Source organism: Curtobacterium sp. UNCCL17, from assembly GCF_000686685.1.
Classification (GTDB): Bacteria; Actinomycetota; Actinomycetes; order Actinomycetales; family Microbacteriaceae; genus Curtobacterium; species Curtobacterium flaccumfaciens.
Genome location: NZ_KK366002.1, coordinates 338,586 through 353,412 on the forward strand (window position 1 = coordinate 338,586; position 14,827 = coordinate 353,412).

Sequence of the window (14,827 nt, forward strand, 5' to 3'; positions counted from 1 at the left end):
CGGGCGAGGCGCCGTGGACGCGCCCACAGTCGGCCTGGAGGCACGGTGCCGGCCCGCCACGGGCCTCCAGGCCGCCACCCGGCCGGTCGCAACACCCCGCTCACGTCCGCCGAGCGGTCACGAAGCGCCGCCTGCCGGCGGCGCAGCCGACGGTTCCTGACCACTCGGCGGGGGCCGGGCGGGGTGTCCTGACCAGCCGGCGGGCGGGCGGTCCGGGCAGGACGGGCGCCGCGCTCAGCCGCGGATGCGGAAGGCGTCACCGTCGCGCTCGACGGTCAGGCCGTCGTACCCGTGGACCCGGTGCAGGCCGGCCGTCACCGGGTGCTCGAGGGACCCGACGACGACCGTGGTCGCACCGGAGGCGATGGCGGACTCGAGTCCGGCGGGGGCGTCCTCGAACGCCACGCAGTCGGTCGGGTCGAGGCCGAGCAGGGCAGCTCCGCGCAGGTAGCCGTCGGGGTGGGGCTTGCCGTGCTCGACGTCCTCCGAAGGGACGAAGGCCTCGGGCACGGCGAACCCGGCGGCCACCATCCGGCCCGCGGCGAGGTCACGCGGGGCGCTCGTCACGAGGGCCACCGGGACACCGAGTTCGACGAGTCGCTGCACGAAGGCGACGGCGCCGGGGATCTCGAGGATGCCCTCGGTGCTCGCGGTCTCCTCGGCGACGAGTTCCGCCGCGATCCGCTGCTGCTCGGCCAGGGGCAGGTCGGGCAGGAAGCGCCGCAGGGTGTCGATCGCCTGCCGCCCGTGCGAGAACGCGAGGATCTCGTCGGGGTCGATGCCGTTCGCGTTCCCGAACCGGGTCCAGGTCGCCTCCACCACCGCGGTCGAGTCGACGAGGGTCCCGTCCATGTCGAAGAGGACCCCGGACGCCACGATGTCGATCACGCGCCCGACCCTAGCCCACGGGCCCCAGCGCGCCCCCCGACGCCCGCGCGGGCGGGGTCAGCGCGCTCGGACGTACCGGGTGAGCAGCACTCCGCCGGCGCCGAGCAACACGTGCGCCGGTCGCATCCGCCGGAGCTCCGGCGACGACCCTCGGGCGATGCGCGGCCCCGCCCCGCCCTCGAGCGACGGGTCGATCGTCAGGGTCAGCTCGTCGACGGCGTCCGCGGCGATGAGCGCCCCGAGGAAGGACGGCCCGCCCTCGCAGTGGATCATCCCGAGGCCACGGCCCGCCAACAGCCCACGGATCCGCCCGGCGTCCACCGAGTCCGGGTCATCGTCCGCGCTGCACGAGACGACGTCCGCGACCTCGGCGAGCGCCCGGGCCTTCGACGACGCAGCCGCCGTCGCCGACGTCAGGACGATCGGGCGCACCGGCGCCTCGGTGAACACCCGCGACGTCGGGTCGAGCGACAACGACCCGGTGACGATGGCGAACACGGGGTGGTCCGGCATGCCGTGCGCCCGACGCCAGGCGACGTCGGCGTCGTGCAGGACCATCGGCCCGTAGCCCTCGTCGCGGACGGTGCCGGCGGCGACGAGCACGACGTCGGCCACCCGCCGGAGCAGGTCGAAGACGCGCAGGTCGTCGTCGCCGCCGAGCGACCCGGACACCCCGGCGGCCGAGGCCGAACCGTCCAGCGTGGCGACGAAGTTCACGCGGAGCCAGGGGTCCCCGGCGTCGGCGGTGTAGAGCTCGAGCAGGTCGTCGTCGGACAGGTCCGCGATCGACGGGGGCAGGACGTTCACGTGTTGTGCCTCGATTCCACGGGGGTGCGCCATCCGAGCGTGGCCTCGACCATGCGCATCGCGTCGACGCTCTCGGCGACGTCGTGCATGCGGACGATCCGGGCGCCGAGCATCGCGCTCACGGTCGCCACGGCGAGCGATCCGGAGAGCCGTTCACCGCGGGGGCGGCCGAGCGACTCCCCCACGAAGTCCTTGTTCGACACCGCGGCGAGGACCGGGTAGCCGAGCGCGACGACCTCGGGCAGTCGACGGGTGAGCTCGAGGGTGTGCACGGTGTTCTTGTGCAGGTCGTGGCCCGGGTCGACGATGATCCGCGACTCGGGGATGCCCGCGGCGAGTGCCCGGTCGACCCGTTCGCGCAGGAACGCGACGACCTCGCCCGCGATGTCGCCGTACTGCGGCGGCGCCGGCAGGGGCCGTCGGGGTTCGGCGAGCGAGTGCGTGATGACGACGGTGGCGTCGGAGTCGGCGACCACGGCGGCCATCCGCGGGTCGGACAGGCCGGTGGTGTCGTTGACGACGGTCGCCCCGGCCGCGATCGCCGCCGCGGCGACCTCGGGACGGAAGGTGTCGACGCTGATGACGACGTCGGACTGCTGCGCGAGCTGCTCGACGACGGGCACGACGCGGTCGATCTCGTCGGAGGCGGGCAGCTCCGGGCCGGGGGCGAACTTCACGCCACCGATGTCGACCCAGTCGGCGCCCTGTTCGGCGGCGCGCACCGAGGCGGCGACGGCCCGGTCGAGCTCGAAGGTGGCGCCGCGGTCGTGGAACGAGTCGGGGGTGCGGTTCACGATCGCCATCACGGCGATGCGGTGGTCGAAGTCGATGGTGCGGCGGCCGAACGTCCGGACCGGGTGGCGCAGGTCCGGCACGACCCAGCCGGGTCCGGCCGCGCCGTCGGGGAGGCCCGTCATGCGTCCGCCCCGGCACTCGCGTCGTGCCCGGCGTCGGTCGCACGCCCCGCGCCGATGAGCGCGATCGCCTCGGCCCGCCCCGCGGTGTCGGCCAGCGAACCGGTGGCCGCCACCGTCACGGTCGTCGAACCGGTCTGGCGCTCCCCACGCGTCGTGACGCACTGGTGCTGGGCGTCGAGGACCACCAGGACGCCCTCGGCGCCGAGCCCCTCGGCGATGGTCGCGGCGACCTGTTCGCCGAGCCGCTCCTGCAGCTGCGGACGGGAGGCCACCGCGTCGAGCACCCGCGCCAGCGTGCCGAGCCCGATGAGGCGATCGCCCGGCGCGTACGCCAGGTGCGCGACCCCGAGGAACGGCAGCAGGTGGTGCTCGCAGACGGAGCGGAACTTGACGTCGCGGACGATGACGAGTCGACCGCGCTCACCGTCCTCGGCGTGCACGGTGCCGTCCCGGGCGATGGCGACCGCGTCGGTGCCGATCCCGGAGAAGAACTCGGCGTACGAGTCGGCGACACGGGCGGGGGTGCGGGTGAGTTCCGGGCGGTCGGGATCCTCGCCGATGGCGAGCAGCAGCTCGCGGACGGCGGCCTCGACACGGGCGCGGTCCATGGGTGACGTCACCCGCTCATCCAACACCAGCCATGGCCGGAGAACGCGGGCAGACGCCCAGCGCGAGGTGCGCGATCCGCGCGGAACGGGCCTCCCGGCTGTCACAACCTGTGAGACCGGTGTGACACGCCCGAAACCCAGCGTCCTTTAAACTCTCGTGGTGAGCGCCCCGCAGACCGACACCACGCCCCGGAACCGCTTCGCGACCGGCCTCGATCGATTCTTCTCCATCACGCAACGCGGATCGTCGATCCCCCGCGAGGTCCGCGGTGGCCTCGTCTCGTTCGTGACGATGGCGTACATCGTCATCCTGAACCCCCTCATCCTCGGCGGGTTCAGCGCCGACCAGGCCGCCAAGGACGTCAGCGGCGGATGGCTCGAGAACGCTCAGGTGGCCGCGGCGACCGGTCTCGTCGCCGGCGTGATGACCATCGCGATGGGCATCATCGCGAACCTGCCGTTCGGCATCGCCGCGGGGCTCGGGATCAACTCGTTCCTCGCCGTCAGCGTCGTGCACCAGGTCACCTGGGCCGAGGCGATGGGGCTGGTCGTCATCAACGGTGTGATCATCGTGATCCTCGCGTTGACCGGCATCCGGACGATGATCTTCACCGCCGTCCCGGCACAGCTCAAGGCCGCCATCACGGTCGGCATCGGCCTGTTCATCGCGTTCATAGGGCTCGTCGACTCCGGCTTCGTGCGGTCCTCCGGGCTCGCGTCGCCGCCGCTGCAGCTCGGCGAGGACGGCTCCGTCGGCGCCCTGCCGACCATCGTGTTCCTGATCGGCCTGATCATCATCGGCACGCTCATGGCCCGCCGGGTCAAGGGTGCGCTGCTCATCGGCATCGTCGCCACCACGATCATCGCGATCATCCTGCAGGCGATCTTCCAGGTGCCGACCTCGGTCGACTCGAAGACCGGCTGGAACCTCAACGCCCCCGGCCTGCCGAGCGCACTGTTCGCCGTGCCGGACCTGTCGCTCGTCGGCCACGCCGACGTCTTCGGTGCCTTCACCCGCATCGGCCCGCTCGCCGCGTCGATGCTCGTCTTCACCCTGGTCTTCACGAACTTCTTCGACGCCATGGGCACCATGACCGGTCTCGCCAAGGCCGCCGGTGTCGCGAAGCCCGACGGCACGTTCCCCCGCCTGAAGTCGGCGCTCGTCGTCGAGGGCGTCGGCGCGATCGCCGGTGGTGGCGCGTCGGTGTCGTCGAACACCGTCTTCATCGACTCGGCCTCCGGCATCGGCGAGGGCGCCCGCACGGGCATGGCCTCGGTCGTCACCGGACTGCTGTTCCTGGCGTCGATGTTCCTCACGCCGCTCACCCAGGTCGTCCCGCTCGAGGTCGCCGCCGCCGGGCTCGTCGTCGTCGGTGCGCTCATGGTCGCGCAGGTCGCGGACATCTCGTGGTCGGACTTCGGATCGGCCCTGCCGGCGTTCCTGACGATCGTCGTCATGCCGCTGACCTACTCGATCGCGAACGGCATCGGCGCCGGCTTCATCAGCTGGGTGCTCATCAAGCTGCTGTCCGGCCGTGGCCGTGAGGTCTCGTGGCTGCTCTACGTCGTCGCCGCGGGCTTCCTGCTGTACTTCGCGCGGGGGCCGCTGGAGGCGCTGCTCGGCGTCGGCTGAGGCTTTGGTCGGGCGGGGCCTGTCACAAGACGCCGTCGTGTCATCGAGACGCCGCCGATTCCGGCGGCGTCTCGACGTTTCTGGGGCGTCTCCGCAAGATGCCGGCGTCTTCCGCAGGCCGGCGTCGGCCTGGAGGCCCGTGGTCAGTCCGGCAGGTCGCTCGGCGTGGCCTCGTGGTGGCGCTGGTCCTGGGTGCGACGGTCTTCCTTCATGCCCGCCTCGAACAGGTGGCGACGGCCCTGCACGAGCTCGTCGCGCGCCGTGCGCTCGAGCTCCTTGGCGAGGGCGTAGTAGCCGTCGTCGTAGTCCTCGACGATCTGGAACGTCCAGCGGCCCGCGATGACGTTGCGGCCCACGAGTTCGGTGTCGATGCGTTCGGCGAGTTCGGTGTGCCCGGCCTTCCGCAGCTGCTCGACCGCCTCACCGAGGTTCAGGTCAGCGGTGCCGGTCAGTCGGTGGAACCCGTAGAGCAGGCCGCGGGCGTGCTCGATGACCTCGACCGCGGCGGACAGGCTGCCGAGCGCCTCGACCGTGGCCTCGGACACCCCCTCGGGAACCTGGTGCTGCGCGTCGGGGCCCTGTGCGTCGTTCGTCATGGGTCCCGTCTACACGACGACTGCCGAGGCCGAGCGCAGTCACTTCGTCTGGTTGGGGTGGTGGGTGTGCACGTCGGTGATGCACACCACGCGGTCATCCACGTCGACCGTGAACCAGATCCGGGCGCCGCGCTTCAGCTCGAACTGACGACGCGTCCACTCCCGGCCGGAGTGTCGAACCACACCGAGTTCCCCGCGCAGGGCGTGGCAGGACAGGTCCTCGGTCAACGGATCCGTGGTCAGCCGATCCCACGCGGCAGCGACTGCGTTCCGCTGCACCGCCACCACGTCGCGCCACCCCTGTTCCGCGCCGCGCGTCCCGAAGACGATCGTGTACTCCGTCGAACGGATCGGCCGGGGGACCCCGCCGCGCCGGCCCGCCACCGCGTCAGGGCTTCTCGACGCGGATCGGCTCAGCGAGGATCTCCGGCTCTCCGGTGTCCCAGCCTGCTGCGATCGCCTCGGCGCTGTTGCGCCACGCCTGCATCTCGAGCAGGAGCCTGCGCGGCTGCCGGAGCGAGAACGAGCCACGGGCGACGTCGACGATCTCCCGGGCGAAGCGCTGCTGGTCTGCGGCGCTGAGGAGCTTGATCCACGGGTACGGGATCGCCAGCCGATCGTGGAGTGGCAATTGCTCGTTGAGCGTCACCGCGGCGATGAGCTGCGCCGCGATGTCCAGGACCGCGTCGTCGTCGTCGGACCGTTCCTTCGTGGTGAGGACGAGGGGCTTCCCGTCGCGACGGGTGACCTCGAGCGGGGCTTCTTCCGCGGCGGCGAACACCTGCTTGGCGTGGCGGGAGAGGTCAGAGGACTGCACCGACCGTCGGGATCGGGGCGGAGCAACGAGCGTCATGGATCGAGCCTATTCAGAACGTGTTCTGAACGCAACGGTCGGTTGCGACGTCGGAGGTCGACACCTACCATTCGAACACACGTTCGAACGAGGAGACCCGATGATGATCACCGACACGGCCGCCACGGTGTGGTGGGCCGAGGGCACGCCGACCCGGCTGGTGTGGGCCGGACGGCGCTGGCGGGTGAGCGACACCCCCACCCGGCTGACCGTAACGCGCGCTGAACTGCCCACCGCGATCACCCATGCGCCCGAACGCACCGTGGGCTGGCGGTTCCAGGCGACCAGCGACGACGACGGCGAGGCCCTGGTGGTCGACATCGTGCCGCAGGGTGCCGGCTGGGGCGTGGCCCGGACGTGGACGTGAGCGGCCCGGACCGCTACCGTCCGGACATGGACAGGTGGGTGGCGCTGCTGCGCGGCGTCAACGTGAACGGCATCACGATCCGGAGCGCCGAGCTCGCGGAGCTCTTCCGAGGGCTCGGGTTCGACGACGTCCGCACCGTGCTCGCCTCGGGCAACGTCGTGTTCTCCGCCGACGAGCTCGCCGAGCAGCTCAAGACGTCGATCGAGCAGGGGCTGCGCGACCGGTTCGGGTACGACGCCTGGATCGTGCTCGTCCGGCACGACGCCCTCGCAGCCGTAGTCGACGGTTTCCCCTTCGCGCGTGCCGACGAACGGCACGACTACGTCGTGTTCGGGTCCGACGACGGTGCGCTCGACGCGTTGGTCGGGGACCTCGAACTCGACGACTCGGTCGAGCAGGTCGCCCGCGGGAACGGGGTCGTCTACTGGTCCTGCCCGAAGGGGTCGAGCACCGACACCGTGTTCGCCAAGCGGGCCGGCGCCGCACGCTTCAAGCGCACGACGACGACCCGCAACACGAACACGCTGCGGAAGCTCCTGTGACGCTCGGCACCCTGCACCACGTCGAGCTCCGTACCGCCGACCTCGACGCCGCCGCCGGGTCCTGGGGCTGGCTGCTCGGCGAACTCGGCTACGAACCGTTCCAGCAGTGGGACCACGGCCGGAGCTGGCGGCTCGGCCCGTTGTACGTCGTCCTCGAATCGGCGCCACTGGACGGCGATCACGACCGCCGCCGACGCCGGGGTGGCTCAGGCCTGCGGCGGCTGCCCGTTGCTCGCCATGGTGCCGCCGTCCACGGGCAGGACCGCACCCGTGATGAACGAGGCCGCGTCGCTGGCCAGGAACAGGATCGCCTCGGCGACCTCGGCAGAGCGACCCCCGCGGCCGAGGGCGATGCGCTCGGTGAACTTCGACTGCAGGGCCTCGTCCTCCGCCTGCTCCTGGGTCAGGTCGGTCCAGATGAGTCCCGGAGCGACGGCGTTCACGCGCACGCCGAACTGCCCGTTGTCGAGTGCAGCGGCCTTGGTGAAGTTCGTCACGCCTCCCTTCGCCGCGTTGTAGGGGCTCATCCGCCAATCGGCGTCCTCACCGGAGACCGACGACGTGTTGACGATCGACCCCTTCGTCTCGCGCAGGAACGGCAGCGCCGCCCGGGTGCCGTAGAACACACCGGACAGATCGGTCTCGATGACCCGGCGCCACTCGTCCGTGCTGATGTCGGTGATGTCGCCCGAGCTGAAGGTCCCGGCGTTGTTCACCAGGACGTCGAGGCGGTCGAAGCGGTCGATCGCCGCCGAGACGACGGTCTCCCAGTCCTCCGGGCTCGCCACGTCGGCGTGCAGGGCGACGACCCGGTGCGTCGGCAGGGAGTCACCCACCGCGCGGACCTTCTCCTCGACGCTGTCGGTCAGCACGACCGATGCGCCCTCGTCGATGAACGCCCGCACCGTCGCCTCACCGATGCCGGACCCAGCGCCCGTGACGATCGCGACCTTGCCCTCGAACCGGTTGCCCATGATGTCTCCTCTCGTTGCACGAACCGTGCCCGGGGAGACGCCATCGACCCGAGGGGCACGGCAGACCACGGTGCCCCGGGCCGACTGGACGCGTTCGGAGGCGCCGGGAACACCCCGGGGACGCAGGTCGCCCCGGCACCGCGAGGCGGAACCGGGGCGACGTGCGACTGCGGCGCAGGGACGGGCGTCAGCCGGTCGAGTCGTCGAGGTCGAAGTCGCGCTCCAGGGAGATCGTCGGGATCGACGCGGTGATGACCGAGCCGTCCGCCCGCAGCGTGCCCTGGATGTCGCTGGTGGTCGGGGCGTGCCCGGACATGCGCGGCCCGTGGTGCGGCAGCGGCACCACGGTGGGCTCCCCGGCCTCGATGTCCCACTGCTGGTTGTGCACCCACACCGTGAAGCCCGAACCGGTCTCAACCGTGAGGGTCATGGCTTCCTGCTCCAGGTCCACCCGGACCCGCGATCCACGCACCGTCAGACGGTAGGACAGACGGTCCCAGTGCTTCGGCAACCGCGGGTTGAAGGTCATCCGACCGCCGTGGTCGCGCATGCCACCGAAGCCGTTGACGAGCGCACCCCAGATGCCACCGGTCGACGCGATGTGCACGCCGTCCGAGGTGTTGCCGTGCAGGTCCGCCAGGTCGACGTAGAGCGCGGTCTGGAAGTACTGGTCGGCGAGGTCGTGGTACCCGACCTCGGCCGCCATGATCGACTGCACGACCGCGGACAGCGTCGAGTCACCGGTGGTGAGTGCGTCGTAGTAGTCGAAGTCGCGACGCTTCTCGGCCGCCGTGAACTCGTGCCCCTGCAGGAACAGCGCGAGCACGACGTCGGCCTGCTTGAGCACCTGGAACCGGTAGATCACCAGCGGGTGGTAGTGGAGCAGCAGCGGGCGCTTGGACTCCGGGGTGTTCTCGAGGTCCCAGAGTTCCTTGTCGAGGAACTGGGCGTCCTGTGGGTGGATGCCGCGGTGCGGGTCGAACGGGATCTCCATCGACTCGGCAGCGTGCTCCCACTCGACGAGCTCATCCGGCTGCAGACCGGTCCGGCGCACCATGCGGTCGTACTCTTCGGCGTCGTCGGCGGCGAGCTCGCGGCAGGCGTTGACGGCGAACCACAGGTTCGCCCGCGCCATCACGTTCGTGTAGAGGTTGTCGTCGACGACGGTCGTGTACTCGTCCGGCCCGGTGACGCCGTCGATGTGGAACTTCTTGTCGCCGTTGGACCGCCAGAACCCGAGGTCGGCCCAGAGCCGGGCGGTCTCGACGAGCACGTCGATGGCGCCGCGCTTCAGGAACTCGCGGTCGCCCGAGGCCCGGACGTACTGCATGAGCGCATGCGAGATGTCGGCATCGATGTGGTACTGCGCGGTGCCGGCGGCGTAGTACGCGCTGGACTCTTCCCCGTTGATCGTCCGCCACGGGAACAGGGCACCGCGCTGGTTCAGCTCGCGGGCCCGAGCCCGTGCCGCGTCGAGCATGTTGTAGCGGAAGCGCAGGGCGTTCCGGGCGACGATCGGCGCCGTGTACGACAGGAACGGCAGGACGTAGATCTCCATGTCCCAGAAGTAGTGGCCGCCGTAGCCGGAGCCGGTGACGCCCTTCGCGGCGATGCCGTGGCCGTCGGTGCGGGCGGTGGCCTGCGCCAGCTGGAAGAGGTTCCAGCGGACGGCCTGCTGGATCGCGGGCTGACCGGCGATCTCGACGTCGCTGCGGGCCCAGTAGTCGTCGAGCCAGTCGCGCTGCTTCGCGAAGGTCTCGTCGACGTTCTCGGCGTGCGCGCGGTCGAGCGTGCGGTCGCACCGGTCGGCGAGCTCGCGCACGGGCACCCCGCGGGAGGTGTGGTAGACCACGTGCTTCACGAGCCGGATGGGCTGCCCCGCGCGGGCCTGCACCCGGTAGACGTGCTTCGCCAGGTCGTCCTCGATCGAGGACGACTCGTCCCAGCTGTTCTCGGTCTCGATGTGGTGCTCGACGCCGACGCAGATCGTCATGCCGGAGCTGGACGCCTGGTACCCCAGGACCGAACGGCCGCCGGTGCTGCGCTTGAGCTTCGGCACGAGCACCCGCTCGGTGAACGACTCGGCCTTGCGCGGGTCGAAGGCGTTCGCCGCGGCCCGCATGCCGGCGTGGTACTCGTCCTGCACGTCCTGGCGGTTGAGGATCTGGCTGGACAGCAGGATCGAGGCGTCCGCGTCGAGCACGGTGACCTCGTAGTCGATGACGGCGAGGTGCCGGTCGGTGAACGACACGAGTCGACGTGCCCGGATGAGCACCCGCTTGCCGGACGGCGTCGACCACTCGGTCTCGCGGAACAGGTAGCCGCCGCGGAACTCCAGCCGACGCGTGTGCCGGAGGATGTCGGCCTCGGCCAGCACGAGCGGCTCGTCGTCGACGTAGAGGCGGATGACCTTGGCGTCGGGCGCGTTGATGATCGTCTGCCCGGTCTTCGCGAAGCCGAAGGCGTCCTCCGCGTGCCGGATCGGCCAGGTCTCGTGGAACCCGTTGATGTACGTGCCGTACTGCACGCCGCCACGGCCTTCGTCGAGGTTTCCGCGCAGGCCGAGGTACCCGTTGCCGACGGCGAAGTTCGTCTCGGCGACGCCCTGCTCGTCGGGGGTGTACTCGGTCTCGACGAGGGCCCACTCGTCGATCGGGTAGCGGACGCGGTCGAGGGGGTCCGAGGTGATGGGGTTCATGCTGCTCCGTGGGAAGGGAGGGAGATGGGTACGTCGGTGCGGCCGGCAGGCAGGGAGTGTTCGGCCGGGTGGCCTACGTCGTGCTGGTGGCCGGTGCGGGCAGCTCGTCGATGAGTTCGGCGAGGTCGGACACCACGACGTCGGCACCGTGCTCGCGCAGGGCGTCCGCCCCGGCGCCGCGGTCGACACCGACGACGAGACCGAACGAACCGTTGCGGCCGGCTTCGACCCCGCTGGTGGCGTCCTCGACCACGACGCACTCGGCGGCGGTGAGTCCGAACCGGGTCGCGGCGTCGAGGTAGGTGTCGGGCGCGGGCTTGCCGGTCAGGCCGTCCTGGCGCGCGACGAGCCCGTCGACGACCACCGGGAACCGGTCGAGGATGCCCGCCGTCCGGAGCACCGAGGTGGCGTTCGCCGAGCTCGAGACGACCGCGACGGACAGTCCGGCGGCGATCGCGGCGGTCAGGAACCGCAGCGAACCCGGGTAGGGCTCGACGCCGTGCTCGTCGAGCTCGGCGGTGAACTCCGCGTTCTTCCGGTTGCCGAGCCCGCACACCGTGTCGGTGTCGGGCGCGTCGTCAGGGGTGCCCTGCGGCAGGTCGATGCCGCGCGACTCGAGCAGCGAGCGCACGCCGTCGTAGCGGGGCTTGCCGTCGATGTAGGTGAAGTAGTCCTGCTCGGTGTACGGCGCGACCCCGTGTGCTTCGAGGTACGGCGTGAACAGTCGGCTCCAGGCCCGCATGTGGACGTCGGCCGTCGGGGTGAGCACGCCGTCGAGGTCGAACAGGAGCGCGCGCTGGTCACTGAGTCGAGCGGGCGTGCGGTGGTCCTGCGTCGTCATCTGCGGTCCTCCGGGGACTGGTGGTGGACGTGTGGCTCCCGACGAGTCTAGGACCGCTCCAGTCCGGACGTTCCGACGCGCCGCACCCTGTGGAGAGAGTTCACCGGCCGCTCCGCTGTGCAGGGAGGACCCCCGCCACGGCGCACCTGTGAGGCCTCTGATACACACCCCGGCACGCTGACCCGGACGAAAGGCACCACCATGACCAGCGACACCACGGCCGCACCCCACGACGGCACGCAGTCGAAGCTCCGCCAGGCGATCACCGGCCCGCTGCTGTTCCTCTTCATCCTCGGCGACGTGCTCGGCGCCGGCATCTACGCCCTGATGGGGACGCTGGCGAAGGACGTCGGCGGGGCGCTCTGGGCACCGCTGGTGCTCGCGCTCCTGCTGGCACTGCTCACGGCGGGCTCCTACGCCGAACTCGTGACGAAGTACCCGAAGGCCGGCGGTGCCGCGGTCTTCGCCGAACGCGCCTACAAGGCGCCCATCGTCTCCTTCCTGGTCGGGTTCAGCATGCTCGCCGCCGGCGTCACGAGCGCCGCCGGCCTGTCGCTCGCCTTCGCCGGCGACTACCTCGGCACGTTCGTCGACCTGCCGCCCGTGCCCACCGCGATCGTCTTCCTCGCTCTGATCGCCTGCCTGAACGCCCGCGGCATCTCCGATTCGCTCAAGAGCAACGTCGTGATGACGATCATCGAGGTCTCCGGCCTCGTCATCGTGATCGTCGTCGTGGCCGTGATGCTCGGCGGTGGCGGCGGTGACGTCTCCCGGATCGGCGCGTTCCCGTCCGAGGCCAACCCGGCCCTGGCGACCCTGAGCGCCGCGATCGTCGCCTACTACTCGTTCGTCGGCTTCGAGACGTCCGCCAACATCGCGGAGGAGGTCCGCGACCCCCGCCGCGTCTACCCGAAGGCCCTGTTCGGCGCCCTCGCCACGGCCGGCGTCGTCTACGTCCTCGTCGCCCTCGCCAGCGCGATCGCCCTGCCCGCTTCGGAGCTGTCCGAGTCCAGCGGCCCGCTGCTCGCGGTCGTCTCCGCCACCGGCGTCCCGATCCCCGACTGGGTCTTCAGCCTCATCGCCCTGGTCGCCGTCGCGAACGGCGCGCTGCTCACGATGATCATGTCGAGCCGCGTGACCTACGGCATGGCCGAGCAGCGACTCCTGCCCGCCCTGCTCGCGAAGGTCCTGCCGAACCGGAAGACCCCGTGGACCGCCATCGTCGCCACCACGATCGTCGCGATGCTCCTGACCCTGGTGGGTGACGTGGGCGTGCTGGCCGAGACCGTCGTGCTCCTGCTGCTCTTCGTGTTCATCAGCACGAACGTCGCCGTCCTGGTGCTCCGCCGCGACCACGTCGAGCACGACCACTTCAGGGTCTGGACGTTCGTCCCGGTGCTCGGGGTGCTGTCGTGCATCCTGCTGCTGACGCAGCAGAGCGGTCAGGTCTGGCTCTACGCCGCGATCCTGCTCGCCGTCGGCGTGGTCCTGTACTTCGTCGCCCGGTTCACCGGGCGACGTTCCGGACGCGACCACGAGGCGGGCGTGATCCACTGACGGCACGTACCACGGGCCTCCAGGCAGACCGTCTGGAGGCCCGTGGTACGTCCGCCGGTCCACCCGCGTCGTCAGCGCAGGTCGCGCACCCAGGCCTCGATCGCGTCCGAGATCTGCTGGCGGGCATCAGCACGGCTGATGGTCGCCGTGCGGTCGCCCGGCTGGTCGCCGTAGGCACCGAAGTCGGCGTGGTTCGACCCCTGGATCTCGGTCATGGTGGCGGTCGACGGCAGCTTGTCCCGCGCGGCGTCGACCTTGGCCGGGGTCGACAGACCGTCACGCGAACCGGAGACGCTCAGCACGTCGATGTAGGAGCGGCTGATGTCGTTCGCGCAGTAGCTGCCGAGCAGCAGCAGGCCGTCCGCGTCCTGGGCGAGCTGGCACGCGCGGACCCCGCCGAGGGAGTGCCCGCCGACCGCCCAGCGGGTGACCGAGGGTGCGTGGGCCTCGAACGTGGCGAGCGGCCGGGTGTCGAAGAACGCGAGGTTCAGCGTCGGCTTCGTGATGACCACCGTCGTGCCGTTGGCGACCACCTGCCGGAACGTGGCCATGTAGGCGTACGGATCGACCTTCGCGCCGGGGATGAAGACGATCCCGACCCCGTCGGCCTGGCCGGTCGGGGTCATCACCACCGAGTCACCGGCGTCCCGGACCGCGATCCGGTCGTCGCGCCAGACCTGCAGGGCGGCGCTACGGGTGCCCTGCATCACGATGTGGGCCCAGACGAGGAACACCACCGCGATCAGCACGACGACGGCGACGATCCAGGTGGTCCAGCGCAGCGCTCGGTTCATGTGGCCACCGTACGGCGCATCCGGACGGCGGCGTTCGCTTCGTGAGCAGGAATGGTCGGGTGCGACGTGCACACCCGACCATTCCTGCTCACGACGTCGCCCGGGAAGGGCGACCGGGACGCGCTACTTGATGGCGGCGCGGATCTCGGCGGCTGCTGCGCCGACGTCCGAGGCGCTGTAGATCGCGCTGCCGGCGACGGCGATGCGGGCACCGGCCTCCTGCACCGAGGCGACCGAGGACGCGTTCACGCCGCCCGCGATCGAGAACGGGACGCCCGACTCCTTGCCGGCGTCGAGCAGCGTCGAGAACGTGAAGCCCTCTTCGGCCTGCTCGTCGAGCCCGGCGTGGACCTCGACGAACTCGGCGCCGAGTGCGACGACCTCGCGGGCACGGGCGGCCTTGTCGGAGACGCCGATCAGGTCGACGACGATGCCCTTGCCGTGCTTCTTCGCGGCCTTGACGGCTCCGACGATCGTCGAGTCGCCGGCGACACCGAGGACGGTGACCAGGTCGGCACCGGCCGAGAAGGCGATGTCGGCCTCGAGCTCACCGGCGTCCATGGTCTTGAGGTCGGCGAACACGATCTTGTCGGGGTGTGCTTCCTTGATCGCGGTGACGGCGGACAGGCCGGCGCTCTTGATCAGGGGCGTGCCGAGCTCGAGGACGTCGACGTGCGGCGCGGCCGCGGCGGCGAGCTCGAGGGCGGCTTCGGTGGTCAGGGTGTCCATGGCGAACTGGAGCTGCATGGGTG

General features: G+C 70.9%; 16 protein-coding genes. 4 read left to right on the plus strand and 12 right to left on the minus strand.

The features are described from left to right. Positions 1-234: 234 nt before the first annotated feature. Genes BR70_RS0115430 through folE form a run of 4 tightly spaced genes read right to left on the minus strand, consistent with a single transcriptional unit; the run spans position 235 to position 3,220 of the window. The gene (locus BR70_RS0115430; protein ID WP_027466779.1) at positions 235-888 is read right to left on the minus strand and encodes an HAD-IA family hydrolase; all 654 of its coding nucleotides are present in this window, start codon (positions 886-888) and stop codon (positions 235-237) included. A gap of 57 nt (positions 889-945) precedes the next feature. Next, positions 946-1,695: a pyrimidine reductase family protein gene (locus BR70_RS0115435; RefSeq protein WP_231495714.1), complete on the minus strand. Its 750-nt coding sequence runs from the start codon at positions 1,693-1,695 to the stop codon at positions 946-948. After that, on the minus strand, positions 1,692-2,612 hold the full coding sequence (gene folP / locus BR70_RS0115440) for a dihydropteroate synthase (RefSeq protein ID WP_051597008.1): 921 nt from the start codon (positions 2,610-2,612) through the stop codon (positions 1,692-1,694). The genes BR70_RS0115435 and folP overlap by 4 nt, the downstream gene beginning before the upstream one ends. Further along, a complete protein-coding gene (gene folE, locus BR70_RS0115445; protein ID WP_027466782.1) occupies positions 2,609-3,220 on the minus strand; it encodes a GTP cyclohydrolase I in 612 nt (203 codons plus the stop codon). The genes folP and folE overlap by 4 nt, the downstream gene beginning before the upstream one ends. Before the next feature lie 157 nt (positions 3,221-3,377). Here folE and BR70_RS0115450 point away from each other — a divergent pair, with 157 nt between their 5' ends. Beyond that, positions 3,378-4,853, plus strand: a complete 1,476-nt coding sequence (locus BR70_RS0115450; RefSeq protein WP_027466783.1) for an NCS2 family permease — start codon at positions 3,378-3,380, stop codon at positions 4,851-4,853. Between the two features lie 143 nt (positions 4,854-4,996). Here the strand turns inward: BR70_RS0115450 and BR70_RS0115455 are convergent, their stop codons facing one another. The 3 genes from BR70_RS0115455 to BR70_RS0115465 are packed head-to-tail and all read right to left on the minus strand — an operon-like array spanning position 4,997 to position 6,302. Next, positions 4,997-5,449, minus strand: coding sequence for a hypothetical protein (locus BR70_RS0115455; RefSeq protein WP_017887957.1), 453 nt, complete (start codon positions 5,447-5,449; stop codon positions 4,997-4,999). Between the two features lie 39 nt (positions 5,450-5,488). After that, a complete protein-coding gene (locus BR70_RS0115460) occupies positions 5,489-5,833 on the minus strand; it encodes a hypothetical protein (RefSeq protein WP_027466784.1) in 345 nt (114 codons plus the stop codon). Positions 5,834-5,837: 4 nt separating this feature from the next. Continuing rightward, entirely contained in the window at positions 5,838-6,302 is a 465-nt protein-coding gene (locus BR70_RS0115465; protein WP_027466785.1) for a hypothetical protein, read from the minus strand. 100 nt (positions 6,303-6,402) lie between these two features. Between BR70_RS0115465 and BR70_RS21305 the strand changes: the two genes are divergently transcribed. Beyond that, complete coding sequence (locus tag BR70_RS21305; RefSeq protein WP_035809269.1) at positions 6,403-6,669, plus strand: hypothetical protein; 267 nt, start codon at positions 6,403-6,405, stop codon at positions 6,667-6,669. 26 nt (positions 6,670-6,695) lie between these two features. Continuing rightward, positions 6,696-7,211 (plus strand): DUF1697 domain-containing protein, encoded by a 516-nt coding sequence (locus BR70_RS0115475; RefSeq protein ID WP_027466786.1) that lies wholly within the window; start codon positions 6,696-6,698, stop codon positions 7,209-7,211. Positions 7,212-7,417: 206 nt separating this feature from the next. On the opposite strand, the gene BR70_RS0115480 is transcribed toward BR70_RS0115475, so the two are convergent. The 3 genes from BR70_RS0115480 to BR70_RS0115490 all read right to left on the minus strand — a co-directional run bounded on the left by BR70_RS0115480 (position 7,418) and on the right by BR70_RS0115490 (position 11,724). After that, complete coding sequence (locus BR70_RS0115480; protein WP_027466787.1) at positions 7,418-8,185, minus strand: meso-2,3-butanediol dehydrogenase; 768 nt, start codon at positions 8,183-8,185, stop codon at positions 7,418-7,420. Between the two features lie 187 nt (positions 8,186-8,372). After that, positions 8,373-10,883: a glycoside hydrolase family 65 protein gene (locus BR70_RS0115485; RefSeq protein ID WP_027466788.1), complete on the minus strand. Its 2,511-nt coding sequence runs from the start codon at positions 10,881-10,883 to the stop codon at positions 8,373-8,375. A gap of 73 nt (positions 10,884-10,956) precedes the next feature. After that, on the minus strand, positions 10,957-11,724 hold the full coding sequence (locus tag BR70_RS0115490) for an HAD family hydrolase (protein WP_027466789.1): 768 nt from the start codon (positions 11,722-11,724) through the stop codon (positions 10,957-10,959). 201 nt (positions 11,725-11,925) lie between these two features. Between BR70_RS0115490 and BR70_RS21310 the strand changes: the two genes are divergently transcribed. Beyond that, a complete protein-coding gene (locus BR70_RS21310; protein ID WP_035809271.1) occupies positions 11,926-13,281 on the plus strand; it encodes an APC family permease in 1,356 nt (451 codons plus the stop codon). A 71-nt stretch (positions 13,282-13,352) separates the two neighbouring features. On the opposite strand, the gene BR70_RS0115500 is transcribed toward BR70_RS21310, so the two are convergent. Together BR70_RS0115500 and hxlA are read right to left on the minus strand one after the other, a co-directional pair. Beyond that, positions 13,353-14,075 (minus strand): alpha/beta hydrolase, encoded by a 723-nt coding sequence (locus tag BR70_RS0115500; RefSeq protein ID WP_027466790.1) that lies wholly within the window; start codon positions 14,073-14,075, stop codon positions 13,353-13,355. Between the two features lie 123 nt (positions 14,076-14,198). Next, positions 14,199-14,822: a 3-hexulose-6-phosphate synthase gene (gene hxlA / locus BR70_RS0115505; protein WP_027466791.1), complete on the minus strand. Its 624-nt coding sequence runs from the start codon at positions 14,820-14,822 to the stop codon at positions 14,199-14,201. Between the last annotated feature and the right edge of the window lie 5 nt (positions 14,823-14,827).